The sequence below is a fragment of the Streptomyces sp. NPDC031379 genome, assembly GCF_055569615.1.
The window spans coordinates 64,894-78,983 of sequence record NZ_JBVIIT010000003.1; the positions used below are offsets into that span (position 1 = coordinate 64,894).

Below are 14,090 nucleotides of genomic sequence, written 5' to 3' on the forward strand. Positions count from 1 at the left end.
CGTTCCGGCCCCGGTCAGACGTCCTTGACCTTGGGCATCTCGCCCTCGGTGGTGGTGATGTCGATCACCGAGAAGTCCGCGCCCTGCGGGTCGCTGAGTGCCGCGAACCGCCCGAAGGGGCTGCTCATCGGCCCGAAGCGGAGGATGCCGCCGAGCTTCGTGGCCCGGGCGACGGCCTCGTCGCAGTCGTCCACGGTGAAGTAGACGTTGATGTACGACGGCACCTCGGGGGGGAAGTCGTCCGTCATCCGCATCCGGCCGAGGACCGTGTCCTCGCCGATGTCGAACATGCGGAAGTCGACGGCGTTGTCCTCGATGTCCTTCATCCGGTAGGGGAAGACGGCGGAGAGGAAGCCGTCGGCCTTCTCCGGCTCGCGGGTGAAGACCTCGGCCCAGCAGTAGGCTCCCGGAGTCGCCGTCGCCTCGAAACCCTCGTGGGTGCCGGCCTGCCACACCCCGAACACGGCTCCGCTGGGCTCCCGGGCCAGGCACATGGTGCCGAACTCGCCGACCCGCATCGGCTCCATCAGCACCTCGCCGCCGTTCTCCCGGATCTTCGCCGCGGTGGCGGCGACGTCCGGCGAGGCGAAGTACAGGCACCACTGCGACCGGCCCTCCTGGCCGGGCATGGGCGGGACGACGGCGGCCACCGCCTTGCCGTCCACGTAGGCCTGCGTGTAGTTGCCGTACTCCGACGACGTCTCGCCGAAGGTCCAGCCCAGGACGTCGCCGTAGAACCTCTTCGCTCCCTCGACGTCGTTGAACATCGCATCGGCCCAGCAGGGCGCTCCCTCGGGTTGCACGGCCATGGTCCGGACCCTCTCGGTCGGCTGTTCTGTCCCGCTACCTCACGCTAGCCACCCCGCGGTCGGCCCGCGCGCCGAGCGTCCGGGAGGCAAAAACCCCGCCCTGGCCGGGGCGCGGAGGCGAGTGACCGGCGCGCGATCACCCCAACCGTCACAGAACGCCCTCGACGGCAGGTTTACACCACTCATTGATCAAAACCGCCCCGTTCACGCTGTACCCGGAGATCACTCGCCCCTGTTTGGCTGGTCCGAGCGCACCGGCACCCCGCGCACCACCGACCGATCCGCATCACCCCTGTTCGCCTCTCCGCAGGAGGGAATGTGTCCACTCCGGACATCGCCACCGGCTCCGCCGTCGACGACCCCGGCCCCGTGAACCCGGCCGACGGGCAGCTCACCAGCCTGAGCACCCAGGCGGCCCGCCAGCTCACCACCACCACCAAGTCCGAACCGCAGATGCAGGCCATCACCTCGCGATGGCTGCTGAAGAGGCTGCCGTGGGTCGACGTCAGGGGCGGCGCCTACCGCGTCAACCGCCGCCTCCAGCTGCGTACCGGCCGCGGCCGGGTGCACTTCGAGCACAACGGCGCCGACGACATCCGGGTCATCCCCCAGACACTGACCGAGCTGCCGATCCTGCGCGGCTACTCCGACGCCGACGTGCTGCGGGAGATCGCGGCCCGCTTCCGGTCCCGGGAGGTGCGCGCCGGGCAGGTGCTGTTCGAGGCCGGGCAGCCGGTCACCGAGACCTATCTCGTCGTGCACGGCCGGTTCACCCGCTACACCAGCGGCAAGTACGGCGACCAGGAGATCATCGGGGTCGTCACCGACGGCGACCAGATGGGCGACGAGGCGGTCGGCCAGTCCGATCCGCTGTGGCTGACCTCGGTGCGGGCGGAGACCGCCGGTGTGGTGCTGGCGCTGCCCTGGGCCGTCGTGCAGGAGTTCACCGAGCGGGTGCCGTCCCTCGCCGCCCATCTCCAGGCCTATGTCGAGCGGCAGCGCAGGCCGATGAACCGCAAGGGCGAGGCGGACGTCCCCGTCCAGGCCGGCCATGTGGGCGAGCCGACGCTGACCGGCGGCTTCGTCGACTACGAACTGGCTCCGCGCGAATACGAGTTGTCCCTCACCCAGACCGTGCTCCGGGTGCACAGCCGGGTCGCCGACCTCTACAACGACCCGATGGACCAGACCGCCCAGCAGCTCCGGCTCACCGTCGAGGAGATCCGCGAGCGGCAGGAGTGGGAGCTGGTCAACAACCGGGAGTTCGGGCTGCTGCACAACGTCGACTACGGCCAGCGGATCAGTACCTTCACGGGGCCGCCGACCCCGGACGACATGGACGAGCTGCTGGCGATGCGGCGCAAGACCAAGGTGTTCCTCGCCCATCCGAAGGCGATCGCGGCCTTCTTCCGGCAGTGCAACAAGCGGGGCCTGGTGCCGGGCACCGCGAGCGTCGACGGACACGAGGTGCCCGCCTGGCGGGGTGTGCCGATCTTCCCGTGCAGCAAGATCCCGATCACCGAGGACCACACCAGCAGCATCATCGCGCTGCGCACCGGCGAGGCCGACCAGGGCGTCATCGGCCTCTACCAGACGGGCATCCCGGAGGAGTACCAGCCGGGCCTGAACGTCCGCTTCATGGGCGTCAACAGCGCCGCCGTCATCAACTACCTCGTCACGGCCTACTACTCACTGGCCATCCTGGTCCCCGACGCGGCGGGGATCCTGGAGAACGTCCAGATCGGCCGGACGGCCGAGTGACGGCGGAGAACGCCATGAGCGCACCCACCGCCCCCTACACGCTGCCCGGGCCGCCGAACATCGCCCAGAGCCTGCGCGGGAAGCGGCGCACCGGGGCGATCCCCGGACTGCGCTACCAGCCGGCCGTGCCCGCGGATCCGGAGAAGGCCGCCGAGATCGACCGCCGGCTGGAGAGCTGGGCCCGCGACCTGGACCTCTTTCCCGAGGCCTGGAACGGGGACTTCTCCGGCTTCCAGTTCGGCCGGGCCGTCGTCCTGCAGCATCCGGGCGCCCTCGACCTGGACCGCCTCACCGCGGCCGGCAAGCTGCTGCTCGCCGAGAACATCGTCGACTCCTGCTACTGCGAGGAGGACGAGGGCCGGGGCGGATCGCGGCGCGGGCTGGGCGGCCCGCTGATCATCGCCCAATCGGCGCTCGACCCCTTCCACGGCATCCCGGAGCTGGAGGAGGAGTGGCGCCAGGGCATCCGGGCCGACGGGCCGCTGCGCTCGTACCACTTCGCCCTCGCGGACTACGCCACCTTCGCCACGCCCAGCCAGACCGGCCGGTTCGTGCACGACGTCGCCCGGCTGCACCTCGGCTATCTGGGCGAGGCCGCCTGGATGGAGACCCGGTACATGCCACGGGTCTGGGAGTACCTGGTGATGCGGCAGTTCAACAACTTCCGCCCGTGTCTGTCGCTCGTCGACGCGGTGGACGGCTACGAACTGCCCGAGCAGGTCTACGCCCGCCCCGAGATCCAGCGGATCACCGCCCTCGCCTGCAATGCGACCACCATCGTCAACGACCTGTACTCCTTCACCAAGGAGCTGGCGAGCGATCCGGACCACCTCAACCTGCCGCAGGTCGTCGCCGCCGACGAACGGCGCGGGCTGAAGGCCGCCTACCTGAAGTCCGTCGAGATCCACAACCGGATCATGGAGGCCTTCGAGGAGGAGTCGGCCGTGCTGTCCGCCACCTCGCCCCTCGTGGAGCGCTACGCCCGGGGGCTCGCCGCCTGGGTGTCCGGCAACCACGAGTGGCACGCCACCAACACCCACCGCTACCACCTGCCCGACTACTGGTGAAACCCGAGCCGACCACTGGTGAAACCCGAGTCTCGGTGAAACGCCGTCAGCACCACAAGGAGCCACCTTTGACCAGCGCCCCCGTCGCCCCGACCCCGACCGCGCCGACCCCGACCGCGCCGACCGTGCCGGCCTCGACCGCGCCGGTACCGGCCCAGTCCCGGTACCAGAGCCGCATCGCGGACTACTGGAACACCGAGGAGAACCCGGTCAACCTCGAACTCGGCAAGATCGACGACCTCTACCACCACCACTACGGCATCGGCGAGGCGGATGTGTCGGTGCTCGCCGAGCCCGACCCGGACCTGCGCCGGGAGCGGATCACCGCCGAGCTGCACCGGCTGGAGCACGCCCAGGCCGAGCTGCTCGCCTCCCGTCTCGGACCGCTCTCCCCCGAGGACCGCGTCTTCGACGCCGGCTGCGGCCGGGGCGGTGGCAGTGTCGTGGCGCATCTGCGGTACGGCTGCCATGCCGACGGCGTCACGCTCTCCACCAAGCAGGCCGAGTTCGCCAACGAGCAGGCCCGCGGGCGGGGCATCGACGCCAAGGTGCGCTACCACCACCGCAACATGCTGGACACCGGCTTCGCCTCGGGCGCGTACGCGGCGTCGTGGAACAACGAGTCCACCATGTACGTCGAGCTGGACCTGCTGTTCGCCGAGCACGCTCGGCTGCTGCGCCGCGGCGGGCGGTACGTGGTGATCACGGGCTGCTACAACGACACCTACGGACAGGCCTCGCGCGAGGTGTCGCTGATCAACGCGCACTACATCTGCGACATCCATCCGCGCTCGGAGTACTTCCGGGCGATGGCCCGCAACCGGCTGGTGCCGGTGCACGTCGAGGACCTGACGGCGGCCACCGTCCCGTACTGGGAACTGCGCAAGCAGGCGGACCACCTGGTCACGGGCATCGAGGACACCTTCCTGTCCGCGTACCGCAACGGCAGCTTCCAGTACCTGCTCATCGTGGCCGACCGGGTCTGAGTTCCGGCGAAATCCCGTCGACAGCGAGGGTGTCGAGGCGCTGGGATGGGCCTCGATGAGTGCCTATGACAGCCGGCAGCCGCGAAGGATGCACGCGGACGAGGTCGGCCTCGACGCCCCCCAGGTCCAGCGCCTGATCGCTCGCCGGTTTCCGCGGTGGGCCGGGCTGCCCGTACGGCGCCTCGCGTCCTCCGGGACCGAGAACGCCATGTTCCGCCTCGGAACCGACCTCGTCGTACGGCTCCCCCGGCGTCCCTCCGCCGTACCCGACGTGACGCACGAGCAGCGCTGGCTGCCCCGGCTCGGGCCGCTGCTGCCGGTGGCGGTGCCCGAGCCGCTGGGGCTGGGCGCACCGGACGAGGGGTTCCCCTGGCCCTGGTCCGTCTACCGCTGGCTGGAGGGCCGCAATCCGGTGGCGGGGGCCGTCGATGAGCCGGAGCGGCTCGCCGAGGACCTCGGGGCGTTCGTGCGCGCGCTGCGCCAGGTCGCCGCGCAGGACGGGCCCCCCGGTTACCGGGGCGGGCCGCTGCGGGACCGGGACGAACCGACGCGCGCGGCCATCGCCGAGCTGGGCGCGAGGGTCGACGCCGGCGCGGTCACGGCCCTGTGGGAGGCGGCGCTGCGCGCCCCGGAGCACGCCGGGCCGCCGGTCTGGGCCCACGGGGACCTGTCCCCCGGGAACGTGCTGGTCGTCGACGGTCGGCTGAGTGCCGTGATCGACTTCGGCACCGCCGGTGTCGGCGATCCCGCCGCGGACCTCGTCGTGGCCTGGAACCTGCTGCCCGCGCCCGCCCGGGACGCCTTCCGCAAGGCCGTCGGCGCCGGCGACGCGGAATGGGCGCGCGGGCGGGGCTGGGCGCTGTCGATCTCGCTGATCCAGCTGCCGTACTACGACGACACCAATCCGGCGCTCGCGGAGAACTCGCGGCACGTGATCGCCGAGATCCTCGCGGAGGCCGGACGGGCGGCCTGACCTGCGCTACTCCCCCGCGTACGCCCGGTCCAGCGCGGCGACGTCCAGCTTGCCCATGGCCATCATGGCCTTCATGGCACGGTCGACCTTCGCCCGGTCGGGGTCGTGGATCATTTCGGACAGCCGGTCGTAGACGACCTGCCAGGAGACGCCGAACCGGTCCTTGAGCCAGCCGCACGGACCGGGCTCGCCGCCCTTCTCGGTCAGCTTGGTCCAGTAGTGATCGATCTCCGCCTGGTCGGCGCAGAGGATCTGGAAGGAGACGGCCTCGTTGAACCTGAACTGGGGGCCGCCGTTGAGGGCGACGAACTTCTGTCCATTGGCCGTGAACTCGACGGTCAGCACCGAGCCGGTCTCGCCGTACCCGGAGTCGGTGTAGCGGCTGACCCGGCCGATGCTGGAGTTCTTGAAGACCGACACATAGAACTCGGCGGCCTCCTCGGCCTGGCCGTCGAACCAGAGACACGTGGTGAATCCGTCGGTGGTCATGAGCACCTCCTGGGCGTGGAACGCGGTCATCTGTACCGACCGGTCCGCGGCGGGAAACTCATCGGCCCGGACCGGCCAATGCTCCGGACGGGTGAGCGGGCGGCCCGCATAGCATCGAGATCATGACCTCTTCGCCTGACGAGAGCATCCAGCCCTTCCGCCTGTCGATCCCGCAGAGCGACCTCGACGACCTCCACGACCGCCTCGACCGCACCCGCTGGCCCGCCGAGCTGCCCGGCGCCGGCTGGGAGTACGGGGTCCCGGCCGGCTACCTGCGGGAGCTGGCGCATCACTGGCGGCACGCCTACGACTGGCGGGCCGCGGAGGCGGAACTGAACCGGTGGCCGCAGTTCACCACGACCCTCGACGGGGCGCACGTGCACTTCGCCCATGTGCGCTCCTCGGAGCCGGACGCCGTGCCGCTGGTGCTGACCCACGGCTGGCCGGGCTCGATCGTGGAGTTCCTGGACGTCGTCGGTCCGCTCACCGACCCGGTGGCGCACGGCGGGGACGCGGCGGACGCCTTCCACGTCGTCGTACCGAGCATCCCGGGCTTCGGGCTGTCCGGGCCCACCACCGAACCGGGCTGGGAGGCGGGCCGGGTGGCCGACGCCTGGGCGGAGCTGATGCGGCGGCTCGGCTACGAGCGGTTCGGGGTGCAGGGCGGCGACTGGGGCGCGGCGATCTCCCGCGAACTGGGCCGCGCCCACCCGGACCGGGTGATCGGCGTCCACCTCAACCTGCTGCCCGGCGCCCAGGCGGCCACCGAGCCGACCGAGGAGGAACTGGCCGGGCTCGGGCCCGAGGAGCGGGAGCGGACGCTGCGCTCGTGGCGCGGCTGGGCGGACTGGTCGCGTGAGGGCACGGGCTACGCGGTGCTGCAGTCCACCCGGCCGCACACCCTCGCCTACGCCCTGACGGACTCCCCCGTCGGTCAGCTCGCCTGGATCGTGGAGAAGTTCCGGGAGTGGACGGACTCGCGGGAACTGCCGGAGGAGGCGGTCGACCGGGACCGGCTGCTGACCAACGTGATGCTGTACTGGCTGACCGGCACGGCCGGCTCGTCGGGCCGTATCTACTACGAGCGGGCGCACGCCACCGGCCGGACGGCCCGGCCGGCCGAGCCGTCGACGGCGCCGACCGCGCTGGCCCTGTTCCCGGCCGAACTCCAGACTCCGCTGCGGCACAAGGCCGAGCGGACCGAGAACCTCGTGCGGTGGACGGAGTTCGGCCGGGGCGGGCACTTCGCGGCGATGGAGGAACCGGATCTGCTCGTCGGCGACGTCCGGGCGTTCTTCCGGCAGGTGCGGGAGAAGTGAAGTGACCCGGCGGCCGGGTCAGGCGGCCAGGCAGAGCCCGTTGTAGGGCCGGTACGGGGCGGCGGCCGGCCGGCGATGCTGCGGCGTCCGGCGCTGCTCCGTCGTCAGACGGGTCAGCTCCCCGTGCGCCAGCGACAACACGTCACCGAGCCCCAGGCCGAGCGCATGGGCGGCGGCCGCGAGGACCTCCGAGGAGGCCTCCTTGCGGCCGCGCTCGACCTCGGACAGATAGGGCAGCGAGATCCGGGCCGCGTCGGCCACGTCCTTGAGCGTGCGGTCCTGCGCCTTGCGCTCGCGGCGCAGCACCTCGCCCACCAGATCGCGCCACAGCGGCTCTCTCGGCTCGGGCTCGGCCGCGTCCGGGCGGGCGGGTACCGGTCGCAGGGGGACCACTCGGGCTTCGTTGCTCAGCTGGTTGCTCACCCCCGTCAGCCTAGGAGCCGTGGCCAGGGGGGCAAGAGTCCGGTGTTGCGCCCTGAGGGAAACCGCGGGCCGCCTCCGCACAGCGGCGGTTTCGCGCCAGTGCCGAGCCGGAGGTGCATGCGAGGCGTCACCGGGGGTACCCGCCGGGTGAGCAGCTCCGCCGCCATGCATGAATCGTCGATTCGGGGGTACCCGCCGAAAACGCACTTCGGGCAGGCAACGAGCCCGCAGAGGCAGACGTCGAACCGTGACTTTCGTGGGAGAGGCAATGAAGACCGCCGGGATCCGGTCGCAGGCAGAGGTCGCCGAGAGGACCGTGCAGGACAGGACGGGCGAAGGGGCACTGCCTGGCATCGCGGACCCGGCGTCCGTCGCGCCGCGCGACGCACGGGAGCTGTCCCGCCAGTTCTTCCACCGGCTGACGGAGCTGGAGGAGGGCACGCACGAGTACCAGTACGCGCGCAACACCCTCATCGAGATGAACATGTCGCTGGTGCGGTTCGCGGCCGGCCGGTTCCGGGGCCGCGGCGACGACATGGAGGACATCGTCCAGACCGGCATGATCGGCCTGATCAAGGCCATCGACCGGTTCGAACTGTCGCGCGAGGTGGAGTTCACCTCCTTCGCGCTGCCGTACATCGTCGGCGAGATCAAGCGGTTCTTCCGTGACACCACCTGGGCGGTGCATGTGCCGCGCCGGCTGCAGGAGCTGCGGGTGGAGCTGGCCAAGGCGCGCGAGGAGCTGTCCAGCCGGCTGGACCGCGACCCGACGGTCGCCGAGCTGGCCACGCTCATGAACCTCTCCGAGGACGAGGTCGTCGAGGGACAGCTCGCCTCCAACGGCTACAACTCCTCCTCGCTGGACGCCGCCCTCACCGGGGACGGCCCCGAGGACGGCGAGGCCGTGCTCGCCGACTTCATCGGCGTGGAGGAGGAGGGCCTGCGGCTCGTCGAGGACTTCCACGCGCTCGCCCCGCTGATGGCGGAACTCAGCGACCGCGACCGGCAGATCCTCCACATGAGGTTCGTCGAGGAGGCCACGCAGGCGGAGATCGGGGAACGGCTCGGCTGCTCCCAGATGCACGTCTCACGGCTGATCAAGCGGATCATCCTGCGGCTGCGCCAGGGCATGCTCGGCGAACTGGGCTGCGCCTGACCCGACGGGGAGGCCGGGGCGGGCCGTCCGGTCCGCCCCCGTGCCAGCGCCTCAGTGTCAGCGCCTCAGTTCGAAGCGGGCACGCACGCGCTTGCCGACGGGGACGCGTTCCACGGTGACCTCCGAGGCCAGGGCGTGCACGATCTCCAGACCGTGCCGCCCGACCCGTTGCGGGTCCTTGGGGTAGCGGCGGGGAACGGCGGAGCTGCTGTCGTACACGGACACCGTGACGGAGCTGTCGGTGCCCTCCAGTTCCAGGATGTACGGACCGTTGCTGTGCATGTCGGCGTTGGTCACCAGCTCGCTCACCATCAGGAGCAGTTCGCCGTCGGCGCGGCTGTCGGCGATGGCGCACCACTCGGTCCTGAGCTGCTCCAGGAACTGGGACGCGAAGGTGCGCGCCTCCGCGATGCATCCGGATTCACCGGTGTAGTGCGCCGCACGCCGCAGCGGCTCCACGGGTACGTCGAAACCAGTCGGTATCACTGCCCCGCCCAGGTGTTCGGTCATGCTGTCTCTCTCGGAAAGCCCGGTTCGGCCGGTCGCTGTTGCACCAGTCCTCGTACCCCGTGCCGGGCCGGGCAGTCCACCGGATGCGTTCGCCGAGCGCGCACAGTGGCGAGTCTCACGACGCCGGGCCCGAGGATGTGCGGCCGCTCACATGGTGGGGGATCCGTTCTCCGGCGTCTGCGGCTTCTCCGGCCGCTCCGGTTGCGTGGCGGTCCCCGCCGACCGCTCGGTCGTCTGCGAGCTTGCCTCGCCGGGTGAGGACCCGGGCGCGGATCCCGTCTCGGACGGAGCCGTGGAGGCGGGCGTCGTCGGAGCATTCGGGGAGGACTGCTCGGACGGCCGGGTCGACTCCGGTGTCTTCGTTTCCGGCTTCTTCGACTCCTCCGACTTACCGGACTCTTCCGGCTTCTTACTCTCTTCCGGCTTCTTGCTCTCCTCCGGCTTCTTGGACTCCTCCGGCTTCTTGCTCTCCTCCGGCTTCTTCGACTCCTCCGACTTCTTGCTCTCCTCCGGCTTCTTCGACTCCTCCGACTTCTTGGACTCCTCCGGCTTCTTCGACTCCTCCGACTTCTTGGACTCCTCCGGCTTCGTGGACTCCTCCGGCGACTTCGATCCCGACGACGGGGAGGAGGACGACGACGGGCCCGACTTGCTCGGCGTCGGCCGCGTCGGCGGGTTCCAGGGGTGCGGAACCGCCGGCGGCTTCGCGCGCTGGTCGTGACGGCAGTCGTGGTCGCCGCGGTGCCGATGGATCCAGTCGTCATGGTGGGTGTCGTAGATCACGAAGACCTTGACGGGCTTCGGCGCGGGGGTCACCACGACCACGTTCGAGGGCCGGTACGACGACCAGCGGTCGCCCGTCAGCCTGGGCGTGGTCCGCTGCGCGACCGGCGGGGTCAGCGGGTTTCCGCAGGCACAGCGCACCCGGGGCACGCCGCGTCCGTCGACCAGGACGGCGGTGCCCGCCTGGAGGACGGACTGGTAGCTGGTGGCGGCGCCGTCCCGGTATCCGTGGTTGGTGACGCGGGTGTCGACGCGCAGCTGGACGGGGGTGAGCGAGCGCAGGTACGCGGGCACGCCGGCCGGCCGGACACCGGCCACGGAGGCGAAGGACCGGTTCTTGGCCGGGTCGGCCTGGAGGGCCTTGATCTGTTTCTCCACGTCACAGGCGGCCACCCGCTGTGTGCCGCCGTAGAGGCCGGGTGCCCCGCCCTGCACTCCGCGCACCTCGTTGGCCGCTCCGGTGGAGGGCATGTCGGAGGCGGCGGGCTCCGACGGCACGGAACTCTGCGTCGCGGTCGACTCGGTGTACGGGTCCGGGCCCGTGCTGCTCGCGGACTGGAGGAAGACCTCGCCGCCCTTGGAGGAACCGCCGCCGCCCGGACGGGTGAACACCACCGCCAGGACCACGGCGACGACCACGGCGGCGGTGACGGTGGCCACCCGCGGTACGGACTTCCACCACGGCCCGTGCGGCCCCTTGGGCCCGGTGCCACCGCCGGGCGGCTGCGAGGGCGGCGGTCCGGCGGGCGGCCGGCTGGAGCCCGACAAGGGCCCGGAGGGCGGCCCGGTGGGGTGGCCGGAGGACGGAGGTTCGACGCTCACGAGCCCTTCTTCCCGTCGCGGTCGTCGCGATAAGCGGCTCTTGCGGCTTTGGTCAGTCAAATCCTGTTTGATGCATTTGGATGCACATTGATCCCATTGTGTGTCGCAGTCGGGTGAGGCTCGCAAGCCGACGCGGACGGCCCACCCGGCAGGCGCGGCGCCCGGGAGCTGCCTAGCGTGACAGGAGTGAACCCTCCCCCCGTCCCCGAGCGGCCCGTCGCCCGTCACGGCTGGGCGCGGGCCGTGGCCGCGGTGCTGACCGGGCTGGCCGTCATGGTCCTGGTGGCGGCGCTGGGGCTGTGGGCGGCCGGAGCGGCGGACCTGCCGGACGGCGCGTTCCCGAGGGTGGTGGCCGCGACCCTGGTGACGGCGGTCGGCGGCAGCGTGGAACTCTCCGGGAACGCGGGTGTCTTCGCGAAGACCGGGGCCGACCTCACGGTGATGCCGCTCTCAGTGACGCTGGCCGGTGCGTTGGTCATCGGCTCGGGCTTCCTGCGCCCGCTGCGGCACCGGGCGGTCGCCTCGGCCGGGGAACTCGCCGGCTGGGCCGTGCGGATCGCGCTGCTGTGGCTGCTGGTGCTGATCGGTCTGGCCCTCGGGGCCCGGCAGACCTTCGCCGTCGACGTGGGCAGCGGCACGCTCAGCGACCTGGCCGACCTGTTCGACGCCGTGCCGAAGGTCGGCTTCACCACGGACGTGCCGCTGACGGTGCTGTTCGGTCTGCTGTGGCTGGCCGGGGTGCTGGTGCTGGCGCTGCTGGTCGCGCGCGGGGCTCCGCTGCCCGGGCGGCTGCTGCGCTTCCAGGAGTCGGTGCGCCCGGCGGCGCACGCGATGGTGGAGCTGCTCCTCGCCTGCGTCGTCGTCGGTCTCGTCGCCGCGCTGATCGCCATGGCCACCCGGGGACACGCCCCCGCGACCTTCGCGCTGATCCTGCTGGGGCTGCCCAATCTCACCTGGCTGGGCCTGACCCTCGGCCTCGGGGCGACGTGGGACGGGCGGGTGGACGGACCCTTCGGGCTGCCGATCCCCCACGCCCTGGACACGGTCCTGCGCACCCCGGACGTCTCCGAGCTGAACATGCGTTCCCTCACCGAGTACGACGGCCGGATGTGGTGGCTGGTGGTCGTTGCCGCGGTCCTGCTGCTCGGCGTCGCCTTCCGGATGGCGGCCCGCTCACCGGCCCGGGTCCGCCCCTGGCGGCACGCCCTGCATCTGGCCGTCGCGCTGGCCCTGACCATGCTGATGATCTGCCTGGTGGGGCGGATCTCGGCACACTACGGGCTGTCCCTGCTCGGCATCGGCGACCTGGGCGGCGGGCTGTCCGGGGAACTCCTCCTCGAACCCCGGCTGTGGCAGGCGGTGGGCCTGGGCGCGCTGTGGGGCCTGGTGGCCGGGTTCCTCGGCGGCCTGCTGGCCCGGCCGGTACGTCGCGGTGGCGAGGCCGGCGGCTCCTAGACCCCGAACACGGGCTCCGCCCAGTGCGGGGGCGGGCGCGCGGGAGGCGCCGGGCGGTCCGGCCCGGTCGTCGTACGGCCGTCGCCGGGCGGGGTGTCCGCGGGCGGGGGCGACGCGGCCGCGCGCAGGGCGGCGACGAAGCCGAGGCAGGTGTCGTAACGGGCGTCGGGGCGCTTGGCGAGGGCCTTGGCGAAGACGGGGTCGACGGCCGGGGCGAGACCGGGGCGCGCCGCGCTCGGCGGGGGCGGCTCGTCGTACTGGTGGGCCCACAGCAGCGCCATGTCGTCCTCGCGCTGGAAGGGCGGGCGGCCGGTGAGGACCTCGTACACGACGCAGGCGAGACCGTAGACGTCGCAGCGGCCGTCGACCGGGCGGCCCGAGATCTGCTCGGGGGCCACGTAGTCGAGGGTGCCGACGAACTGGCCGACGCTGGTGAAGCCGGTCAGGGACAGCGACTTCTTGGTGAGCCCGAAGTCGGTGAGGTACACGTGCTCGGGGTGGTCGCTGTCGGTGCCCTCGGCGACGAGGATGTTGCCGGGTTTGACGTCCCGGTGGACCAGTCCGTGCGCATGGGCGGCATCGAGGGCGGAGGCCACCTGCGCGGTGATCCGTACGGCGTCCGGCAGGGGCAGCGGTCCGCGGGCGTCGAGGAGATGGCGCAGGTCGCTGCCGGAGACGTAGCGCATCGCGATGTAGAGCACGCCGTCCGTCTCACCGGCCTCGAAGACCGGCACGATGTGCGGGTGGTCGATCGCGGCGGCCACCTGGGACTCGTGGGTGAAACGCTTGCGGAAGGTGTCGTTGCGGGCCAGCTCCGGCGCGAGCAGCTTGAGCGCGACCCTACGGCCCAGGCGCAGGTCGCGGGCCCGGTACACGACGGCCATGCCGCCGCGCCCGACCTCGCTCTCGACCAGGTAGTTCGCCACCTGACGGCCGATGAGTTCCGAGGGCCGCCCGGAGAAGAGGCTGGTCTCGCGCGCCATCAGCGCTCACCCTCGGGCGCGACCAGCCGCGTCGGGGCGTGCCCGGACTCGTCCGCTTCGGTGACCGGCCGCTCGGTGGCGTAGGGGCTCAGCCGCCGTCCGTCGCCGTACATCCAGCGCCCCTCCTGCGCGTCGTAGATCCACATGGACTGTCCGTCGACCACGATCCCGATCCGCAGGCCCTCGGTGCGGTCCTGGAAGTCCTCGCCGTCCAGGCCGCCGCCCGCGAGTTCCTCCACCGCGGACCGGTAGTCGGCCAGGGCCTGCTCGGCGCGGGCCAGCAGGGGCCGCGGATCGGCGGTGCCGTCAGGGCCGTCGGCGGCGGGCGGGTCCTCGGGTACGGCGAGCAGCAGGCGGCCGTCGACCCAGGCCGCCCAGCCGTTGGCGCACAGGATGTGCCCCCAGTCGCCGCGCCGCTCCACGAGCTGGACCGGCAGCAGCGGGTCGAGGGGCACGGTGGGCCGGGCCGGGTCCGGGGCCTCCCAGGCGGCCATGCCGTGCGGCGGGACGACGTGCGTGGGCCGGAATCCGGGGCTGGGCGCTTTCACCATGGG

At 71.8% G+C, this 14,090-nt stretch carries 13 protein-coding genes and 1 pseudogene; 7 read left to right on the forward strand and 7 right to left on the reverse strand.

The features are described 5' to 3' along the window. Positions 1-14: 14 nt before the first annotated feature. A complete protein-coding gene (locus ACZ5CW_RS05160) occupies positions 15-809 on the reverse strand; it encodes a VOC family protein (RefSeq protein WP_468598504.1) in 795 nt (264 codons plus the stop codon). A gap of 318 nt (positions 810-1,127) precedes the next feature. Here ACZ5CW_RS05160 and ACZ5CW_RS05165 point away from each other — a divergent pair, with 318 nt between their 5' ends. The 4 genes from ACZ5CW_RS05165 to ACZ5CW_RS05180 all read left to right on the forward strand — a co-directional run bounded on the left by ACZ5CW_RS05165 (position 1,128) and on the right by ACZ5CW_RS05180 (position 5,596). Then, a complete protein-coding gene (locus ACZ5CW_RS05165) occupies positions 1,128-2,570 on the forward strand; it encodes a family 2B encapsulin nanocompartment shell protein (protein WP_468598505.1) in 1,443 nt (480 codons plus the stop codon). 14 nt (positions 2,571-2,584) lie between these two features. Then, a complete protein-coding gene (locus ACZ5CW_RS05170; RefSeq protein WP_468598507.1) occupies positions 2,585-3,637 on the forward strand; it encodes a family 2 encapsulin nanocompartment cargo protein terpene cyclase in 1,053 nt (350 codons plus the stop codon). 125 nt (positions 3,638-3,762) lie between these two features. Then, positions 3,763-4,623, forward strand: a complete 861-nt coding sequence (locus ACZ5CW_RS05175) for a geranyl diphosphate 2-C-methyltransferase (RefSeq protein ID WP_468599041.1) — start codon at positions 3,763-3,765, stop codon at positions 4,621-4,623. Between the two features lie 55 nt (positions 4,624-4,678). Continuing rightward, the gene (locus tag ACZ5CW_RS05180; RefSeq protein WP_468598509.1) at positions 4,679-5,596 is read left to right on the forward strand and encodes an aminoglycoside phosphotransferase family protein; all 918 of its coding nucleotides are present in this window, start codon (positions 4,679-4,681) and stop codon (positions 5,594-5,596) included. 6 nt (positions 5,597-5,602) lie between these two features. Here the strand turns inward: ACZ5CW_RS05180 and ACZ5CW_RS05185 are convergent, their stop codons facing one another. Further along, positions 5,603-6,085 carry a VOC family protein gene (locus tag ACZ5CW_RS05185; protein ID WP_468598511.1) on the reverse strand — a complete coding sequence of 161 codons (483 nt, stop codon included), beginning with the start codon at positions 6,083-6,085 and terminating at the stop codon, positions 5,603-5,605. A gap of 122 nt (positions 6,086-6,207) precedes the next feature. On the opposite strand from ACZ5CW_RS05185, the gene ACZ5CW_RS05190 reads away from it, so the two are divergent. Beyond that, positions 6,208-7,404, forward strand: coding sequence for an epoxide hydrolase family protein (locus ACZ5CW_RS05190; RefSeq protein WP_468598513.1), 1,197 nt, complete (start codon positions 6,208-6,210; stop codon positions 7,402-7,404). An 18-nt stretch (positions 7,405-7,422) separates the two neighbouring features. On the opposite strand, the gene ACZ5CW_RS05195 is transcribed toward ACZ5CW_RS05190, so the two are convergent. After that, positions 7,423-7,827: a helix-turn-helix domain-containing protein gene (locus ACZ5CW_RS05195; RefSeq protein ID WP_468598514.1), complete on the reverse strand. Its 405-nt coding sequence runs from the start codon at positions 7,825-7,827 to the stop codon at positions 7,423-7,425. 268 nt (positions 7,828-8,095) lie between these two features. Here ACZ5CW_RS05195 and ACZ5CW_RS05200 point away from each other — a divergent pair, with 268 nt between their 5' ends. Beyond that, entirely contained in the window at positions 8,096-8,983 is an 888-nt protein-coding gene (locus tag ACZ5CW_RS05200; protein ID WP_468598515.1) for an RNA polymerase sigma factor SigF, read from the forward strand. A gap of 57 nt (positions 8,984-9,040) precedes the next feature. On the opposite strand, the gene ACZ5CW_RS05205 is transcribed toward ACZ5CW_RS05200, so the two are convergent. Together ACZ5CW_RS05205 and ACZ5CW_RS05210 are read right to left on the reverse strand one after the other, a co-directional pair. After that, entirely contained in the window at positions 9,041-9,493 is a 453-nt protein-coding gene (locus tag ACZ5CW_RS05205; RefSeq protein WP_468598516.1) for an ATP-binding protein, read from the reverse strand. A gap of 489 nt (positions 9,494-9,982) precedes the next feature. Beyond that, a pseudogene (locus ACZ5CW_RS05210) lies at positions 9,983-11,098 on the reverse strand (DUF6777 domain-containing protein); the annotation flags it as partial. A gap of 186 nt (positions 11,099-11,284) precedes the next feature. On the opposite strand from ACZ5CW_RS05210, the gene ACZ5CW_RS05215 reads away from it, so the two are divergent. Next, positions 11,285-12,553 carry a streptophobe family protein gene (locus tag ACZ5CW_RS05215; RefSeq protein WP_468598517.1) on the forward strand — a complete coding sequence of 423 codons (1,269 nt, stop codon included), beginning with the start codon at positions 11,285-11,287 and terminating at the stop codon, positions 12,551-12,553. Here ACZ5CW_RS05215 and ACZ5CW_RS05220 read toward each other — a convergent pair. Continuing rightward, complete coding sequence (locus ACZ5CW_RS05220; RefSeq protein ID WP_468598519.1) at positions 12,550-13,536, reverse strand: serine/threonine-protein kinase; 987 nt, start codon at positions 13,534-13,536, stop codon at positions 12,550-12,552. The two genes, ACZ5CW_RS05215 and ACZ5CW_RS05220, sit on opposite strands and share 4 nt — an antisense overlap. After that, a complete protein-coding gene (locus tag ACZ5CW_RS05225) occupies positions 13,536-14,087 on the reverse strand; it encodes a hypothetical protein (protein WP_468598521.1) in 552 nt (183 codons plus the stop codon). The genes ACZ5CW_RS05220 and ACZ5CW_RS05225 overlap by 1 nt, the downstream gene beginning before the upstream one ends. Positions 14,088-14,090: the final 3 nt, after the last annotated feature.

What these genes read in the sequence shown, in the direction of transcription:
- ACZ5CW_RS05205 (WP_468598516.1), bottom strand. Translation starts at nt 9,493, where the DNA reads ATGACCGAACACCTGGGCGGGGCAGTGATACCGACTGGTTTCGACGTA.
- ACZ5CW_RS05185 (WP_468598511.1), bottom strand. Translation starts at nt 6,085, where the DNA reads ATGACCACCGACGGATTCACCACGTGTCTCTGGTTCGACGGCCAGGCC.
- ACZ5CW_RS05190 (WP_468598513.1), top strand. Translation starts at nt 6,208, where the DNA reads ATGACCTCTTCGCCTGACGAGAGCATCCAGCCCTTCCGCCTGTCGATC.
- ACZ5CW_RS05220 (WP_468598519.1), bottom strand. Translation starts at nt 13,536, where the DNA reads ATGGCGCGCGAGACCAGCCTCTTCTCCGGGCGGCCCTCGGAACTCATC.
- ACZ5CW_RS05160 (WP_468598504.1), bottom strand. Translation starts at nt 809, where the DNA reads ATGGCCGTGCAACCCGAGGGAGCGCCCTGCTGGGCCGATGCGATGTTC.
- ACZ5CW_RS05180 (WP_468598509.1), top strand. Translation starts at nt 4,679, where the DNA reads ATGAGTGCCTATGACAGCCGGCAGCCGCGAAGGATGCACGCGGACGAG.
- ACZ5CW_RS05225 (WP_468598521.1), bottom strand. Translation starts at nt 14,087, where the DNA reads ATGGTGAAAGCGCCCAGCCCCGGATTCCGGCCCACGCACGTCGTCCCG.
- ACZ5CW_RS05170 (WP_468598507.1), top strand. Translation starts at nt 2,585, where the DNA reads ATGAGCGCACCCACCGCCCCCTACACGCTGCCCGGGCCGCCGAACATC.
- ACZ5CW_RS05200 (WP_468598515.1), top strand. Translation starts at nt 8,096, where the DNA reads ATGAAGACCGCCGGGATCCGGTCGCAGGCAGAGGTCGCCGAGAGGACC.